This window comes from Streptomyces sp. NPDC002265 (assembly GCF_040296125.1).
GTDB lineage: Bacteria > Actinomycetota > Actinomycetes > Streptomycetales > Streptomycetaceae > Streptomyces.
This window is the reverse complement of record NZ_JBEOWS010000470.1, coordinates 1-6,119: the sequence shown is the minus strand read 5'-3', so window position 1 is coordinate 6,119 and position 6,119 is coordinate 1. Positions and strand designations below refer to the sequence as shown.

At 71.5% G+C, this 6,119-nt stretch carries 5 protein-coding genes; 4 read left to right on the top strand and 1 reads right to left on the bottom strand.

Annotation, left to right across the window (positions count from 1 at the left end; translation table 11 throughout):
* Positions 1 to 32: 32 nt before the first annotated feature.
* Positions 33 to 500, bottom strand: coding sequence for a carboxymuconolactone decarboxylase family protein (locus tag ABT085_RS42740; RefSeq protein WP_351621508.1), 468 nt, complete (start codon positions 498 to 500; stop codon positions 33 to 35).
* Positions 501 to 1,346: 846 nt separating this feature from the next.
* Here ABT085_RS42740 and sigJ point away from each other — a divergent pair.
* The 4 genes from sigJ to ABT085_RS42720 all read left to right on the top strand — a co-directional run bounded on the left by sigJ (position 1,347) and on the right by ABT085_RS42720 (position 6,074).
* A complete protein-coding gene (sigJ, locus tag ABT085_RS42735) occupies positions 1,347 to 2,228 on the top strand; it encodes an RNA polymerase sigma factor SigJ (RefSeq protein ID WP_351621505.1) in 882 nt (293 codons plus the stop codon).
* 552 nt (positions 2,229 to 2,780) lie between these two features.
* Complete coding sequence (locus ABT085_RS42730) at positions 2,781 to 3,752, top strand: sigma-70 family RNA polymerase sigma factor family protein (RefSeq protein ID WP_351621502.1); 972 nt, start codon at positions 2,781 to 2,783, stop codon at positions 3,750 to 3,752.
* Between the two features lie 549 nt (positions 3,753 to 4,301).
* Positions 4,302 to 5,207: an NmrA family NAD(P)-binding protein gene (locus tag ABT085_RS42725; RefSeq protein ID WP_351621499.1), complete on the top strand. Its 906-nt coding sequence runs from the start codon at positions 4,302 to 4,304 to the stop codon at positions 5,205 to 5,207.
* A gap of 444 nt (positions 5,208 to 5,651) precedes the next feature.
* A complete protein-coding gene (locus ABT085_RS42720) occupies positions 5,652 to 6,074 on the top strand; it encodes an organic hydroperoxide resistance protein (RefSeq protein ID WP_351621496.1) in 423 nt (140 codons plus the stop codon).
* The last annotated feature ends 45 nt before the right edge of the window (positions 6,075 to 6,119 follow it).

Genomic DNA, 6,119 nt, shown 5'->3' with positions numbered 1-6,119 from the left:
GGCCCTGGCCGGCCACCGGCCGCGCAGACGCCTCAGTCGCTGTCGACGGTGTACCGGCTGGTGATCGCGACGCGGTTGAACGCGTTCATCAGCGTGGCCAACCAGGCCACGGCAGAGATCTGGTCATCGGTGAGCGCGACGGCGGCCGCCTCGTAGGACGCATTGCTCACATGACCCTGTGACACCTGGGCAATCGCCTCGGTCAGGCGCAGGGCGGCGCGCTCGGTCTCGGAGAAGTAGCCGGTCTCTTCCCAGGCGGGCAGGACGGCGATCCGGTCGGGATTCTCGCCCTTCTTGAGTGCGTCCCGGGTGTGCATCTTGAGGCAGAACGCGCAGCCGTTGATCTGAGAGGTACGGATCTTCAGCAGCTCGACCAGGAGCGGGTCAAGGCCCGATGATGCGGTGGCGTCCGCCACCGCCACCGACAAGTCGATGAGGGCCTTGTAGCCGGCCGGGTGCTGCTTGCCGATGTTGACGCGCTGATTCGCGGCCATCGTCATTCCTTACAGGTTGCGGGACCACCGATTTTTACGGTGTGTGCCCCTTGTGCCATTTCAGTGACGAGTTCCCGGTGGTGGACATATCGCGCCGTGCGGGAGGAACTTCGCCGGACTTCCGATGCCGGACCCGCAGGACCCGCTGTCGAACGCATCGCGTCCAGCAGTGGACCGGCTGCCCGGGCACGCGACCGCAGCATGGATGAGAGACCGTTTCCGGCAGGCCTCTCGACGGCACCGCACGGGGGGCACGGTGGCCGGCTGCTGTGGTGGCTGCGTGAGACGACGGGGAAGCTCCTTCGTTGTCCAGGTTCTCGTTCTCGGCTGGTAGACGAGGCGGCCCGCGCAAGTGTGACGGGCGAGGTCCTTCTTCCGGGTGCAGGCCGACCGGCTCCGGTCGGCGGCAGGGCGCTCGTGCCGGCCGGGCGCTTGCGCAGGCCGATCTTCGGGAGTTCCCGTCGGCGAGCACTTCGCCCACGCCGAAGGTGGGCGGTTCGCCGATGTCGCGGCCTTCGGAGGTGACGGCGGTGGCGACGAAACCGCCGGTGCCTTCGGTGACCTGCACCCGCTGGCCGGCATCGAACCGGCCGGCGGCGTCGACCGCGCGGCACCCGCCGGGCTGCACCGCGGCGCGGACCTGTTCGCCGTCGGCGAGCAGGGTGGGCGGCGCGCCCGCAGCGGACGATGCTGTTCCCGGCAGCCGGGGCGGCCGAGTCCGCCTTCGGCCGCGCGCGGGCCCGAAGCCTCGCATCACCCGCCGCCGGGCCGCCGCTCGCTGCCGCGGTGGAGGGGACCCCGTGCACATGCGAGCATATACTCTTATTCTGGAGGGGGGCCTTGGAGGATTCGATGAGTGTGGCGCGTACGCCCGGGTCGTCCGGGGTGCTCGAGGCCGAGTGGGAGAAGCACCGGCCGGCCGTCTTCGGCGTGGCGTACCGGTTGCTCGGAAGTGTGGCCGATGCCGAGGACGTGGCCCAGGACGTATGGCTGCGGGCAGCCGGCGCGGATCTGCGGGACATCGGTGATCTTCGGGCCTGGCTGGTCACGGTGGCCGCGCGGCGCTCGTACGACATCCTCAAGTCCGCGCGCGCCCGCAGGGAGGTCTATGTGGGGCCGTGGTTGCCGGAACCGTTGCTGACGGGGCCGGATGCGTCGCAGGCGGTACTCGTCGACGAGTCCGTGGGTTCGGCGATGCTTTTGGTCATGGAGGAGCTGAGTCCTCCTGAGCGAGTGGCCTTCGTCCTGCACGACGTCTTCGGACTCGAGTTCGGTCGGATCGCCGAGGTGCTGGGTGCCTCGGCACCTGCTGCGCGCCAGCTCGCCTCGCGGGCGCGCCGGAAGGTGGCCAAGGCGCGGCACGTTGCGCCGCAGATGCCCCGGGCGGAGCGAGAGCGCGTGGTGGCCGCATTCCGTGCCGCGTACGAGGCCGGGGACCTGGCCGGCCTGGTCCGGCTCCTGCATCCGGAGGCCGTCTACGTCACCGATGGCGGCGGCAGGATCGCTGCGGCTCGCAAGCTCATTCACGGCGGTACGCGTATCGCCGCGGTGATGGTGCGGGTGGGGCGCCGCTGGAGCCCGGACCGCATCGACATCGTCGAGGTCGGCGGCGAGCCGGCCCTGTTGTTCCGCCGGGAGGGCCGTGTCTACTGCGTCGACACCGTGCAGATCGAGGACGGCCTGATCACTGCGTACCGCAGGGTCCTCAACCCGGAGAAGATCGCGCACGTCTGAGCTGCCGCACCGGTGCGGGCACGTCGTCCAAGGCGGAGGGAAGCGGCGTCGACCGGGCGCATACGCCGCGTGTCCGGGCGCGTGGGTGACGGCTCCGGTCCGGCGGGAAGGGCGAGTGCGGCGTCGACGGCGGCGCGGTCCGGCCCGAGAACCGCTGTGACGGTGAGTTCTCCCGGGGTCTCGGCAGAAGGATCCGTGTTAGGGGGTCCCGGTGGGTGTGCGGATGAGCCGGGTGCCCGCGGCGGTCGGCCCGGTCAGGGTCCAGCGCCCTGCGCCGGACCCGCAACGGCCGTCACATTGGTGCGGGCCACCTCGTCTTCCTGGTGGCGGCAAGGGCGGAGCCGACGGACAAGGAGACCCCGCTGTGCCAGGGGCAAGAGGCATGCGCATGACGGCAGTTCACCGGTTCGCCTCATGTCCTGTGGTGAGGACCTGTGCGGCAGGTCTGTCGCGCTGACATCCGAGTCGATGGGGCTGGCGCACAGGAGTCACCGCCAGCGTTGATGTGTGCGACCGCGTTGCCGCGGTGCCGTACGAGAAGGAGGACGCCATATGGGCCGTGCCGGTGACGTGGTGCCGATCGCGGAGCTGCTTGACGAGCAGCGGCATCTCCTGGATGTCGCCTCCTTGTGGTCGGGCAGCAGCATCGAGGCGGAGAGCGTCGTCGATGAGGTCTACCGTCGGTGGTACGAGCTGCCCGATACGGTGCGCGCACGTATTGCGGAGCCTCGTTCCTGGCTGGCGAGGACCGCCGGTGACATCTGTCTGGCCCGGCCGGCTCCGTCCGGGCCGGATCACGGGGCCGGCCCCGGTGCGGCGGGTGCCCACGGGGCGCGAGCGGGGGTGAGGCATGCCGGCGGCACGCGGGAGGAGCGGATCAGCCGGGTTCTGCTGAATGCCGCAAAAGCCACCTGGCCCGCGGAGCGGGCGGCGTTCGTGCTCAAGGACGTCTTCGGGGCGGTGCCCCGTCCGCTCACCGGTATCGCGAGCCGTACGGAGCCGGAGCGCATGGAACCCGCCGGCCACGCGCGTCGCGGGGTTCGGGCGCGGCGCTCTCGTTCCGCGACGCCGAAGGAGCACGACGCGGTCGCCCGTGCTGTCGGGGAGGCGTGTGCGGCGGCGGACTCCGTGCTGCTGGAGTCCTTGCTGCACGGTGATGCCTCGGCGTTTTTCGACGGCGGCGGCAAGGTCCGGGCGCCGGCCGGGCCGGTGCACGGCAGCGGGCAGGTCGCCCGCGGCCTGCTGACGCTGCTGGCCCGAGATCCGCACACCACGCTGACCCCCCAGTCCGTCAACGGCCGGACCGGCCTCGTGGTGCGTTACGACCACCAGGTGGCCGCGGTCATCAGCCTCGGCATCGCCGATCACCACGTGGTGCAGGTTGCGGCCGTACTCAACCCGGACAAACTGCGCCACTGGAATCGGCCCGCCGGCCGCACCGTGCTTCCCGGCGGCCCCGGGCCGGCACCGGCAGCGGACCGTTTCGGCACCGGCGCCCCGGGCGGGAATCGCCTTCACGGCTGACGTGGGGCGGCTCGGGCTGCAGCGCGCGTGGCGGAGGACGTGTCGGCCCTCGAGGGCCCCGTCCCGCGATTGACGGGGCGGCGCAAAGGAGGGGCGGGCCCTGCCCGGCGGCTCACGGACAGCCGAGCCTGCCCGGCCGGGGCGCCAGGACCTGGCGGTCCTTCAGGAGCGGGACCCGGCGCGCGGTTTGGGCCGGTGCCGCCGCCAAAGAGCGGGCGGTGCAGTCGGCGACCGTGGCGGACAGGGGGAGGCCGGGGCGGCTCTGCCGGGCGGCGCTATCGCGTATCGCGCAGTGCATCGTGGTCGAGGAGTTCTGCGGTGATCCGGCCGACGGCCTGGCTCGCGGGCCGCCCGGGGTCTCGAATGCCCGGACTTGCCCCTTTCGCAAGAAGGAGCATATGCTCGTAATCGTGATGGGGGCCGACCCGGCCGGGGGACCCGGTGGACCGGCGGCGGGGCTGTTGGGGACAACGCCGCGCCGGCGGCACTGCTGCGGCTCCGATCACACCTCAACCCAGATATCCCAACGACTCCTAGGGAGATCCACTGATGGCTGCCGACAATCTGGTTCTCGTCGCCAACGCGGGTGGAGTGGGCCGTGCGGTCCTCGAGCACCTGCGTGCACAGGGCGTGCCCGTGCGTGCGATGGTCCGCCGTGACGACGAGCGCGCCGACGAACTGCGCGCGCTCGGCGCGCAGGTCGTCATCGGCGACCTGACCCGGCCCGAGACCGTCGCTGCCGCGCTCGAGGGCGTCAGGCGGATGTACTTCGCGATGCCCGTGTCACCGGACCATCTGCTGGCCGCGGCCGTGGTGGCCTCCGTGGCGCGGGAGTGCGGGCAACTGGACGCCCTGGTCGAGCTGTCGCAGATGACGGTGTCGCAGATGACCGCCACCAGCGCATCGGAGTCGCACCAGCAGCGGCTCCACTGGCTTGCGGAGCAGGTGTTCGACTGGTCGGGCCTGCCGGTGGTGCACATCCGGCCGACCTCGTTCCTGGACAATCCGCTGTTCACTTCGCTGGCGGCGCGGACCATCCGGGAGAACGGCACGATCGCGCTGCCGTTCGGCACCGGACGCACCTCCCCGGTGACCGTGGAGGACGTCGCCCGGGTGGTCGCCACCGTGCTTGGCGAGCCGGCCCCGCACATCGGGAAGGTCTACGAGCTGACCGGGCCGAGGTCGGTGGACATGACGGAACTGGCGCAGGAGTTCTCCCGGGCGCTGGGCCGGCCGGTGTCCTACGCGGACGTGCCGCTGGAGCGGTGGGAGGCCGACGTGCTCGCCAAGGTGGGCCTGCCGCCGCACGTCGAACGGCACATCGCGGTCATGGGCCGACTTCACCGGGAGAACCGCTACGACCGCACGGCCGACGGTGTCGAACGCGTCACGGGCGTGCCCGCGCAGTCGATCGAGGCATTCGTGGCAGCCCGCAAGAGCCTCTACCTGGACTGACCGGCTTCGATCCCTGCCGGGCAAACCCCACCGTGCCGGCGGCTTCGGCGGCAGGCCTTCGTCCTCGTCGGCCGGGTGACTCCACAGGCCGGCGGACGCAGCCGGCGCAGCGCCCGGCAGGCCCTCCCGTGTGGGCGGTCGAGGGGCGATGGCTCGGCGGCCGCCAGGTGCCGCATGACGACCGGCCGGGGCCGGGCCCTGCCGTTCGTCGCGCCTGGCGGGTGAGGGCGGATGTGGCCCAGGTCGCCTTGCCGTGACACATATAGGAGCATATGCTCGTATCTGTGGGCGGGCATCCTGCCATCACCGCTCCTGCCGGTGGCGATGGCCTTGCGGCCGGTCGGCCGCCATCCCGGGCGCGTGGCGCGAAACAGCCCGCCCCGTCAGGAAGGTCTCGCGACGTGCGAGACCCGTAACGTTCCGATTCCGGAAAAGGATTCTGCAATGTCGAACAGCTACACCGCAGTTGTCAACGTCACCGGCGAGGGCCGCAACGGGGGCCGCGCCAGGTCCGACGACGGCCTGCTGGAGACTACCCTGTCCCTGCCCAAGGAGCTCGGCGGGGCCGGCACCGCCACCAACCCCGAGCAGCTCTTCGCCGCCGGCTGGGCCGCCTGCTTCCTCGGCGCCGTCCGTCGTGCCGCCGCGGACCGCAAGGTCAAGCTGACCAGCACCGAGATCAACGCCGAGATCACCCTGGGCCACGGCGACGGCGGGTTCTCCCTCGCCGCCGTCCTCAACCTCGAGATCGGCGGCGTGGACCAGGACCGGGCCACCGAGCTCGCCGAGGCGGCCCACCAGCTCTGCCCCTACTCGAAGGCGATCCGCGGCAACGTCCCCGTCACCATCAACGCCACGGCCGTCTGACCCGGCCGGGAACCGGTCGACCGCTGTTTGGGCTGCGACCGGCCC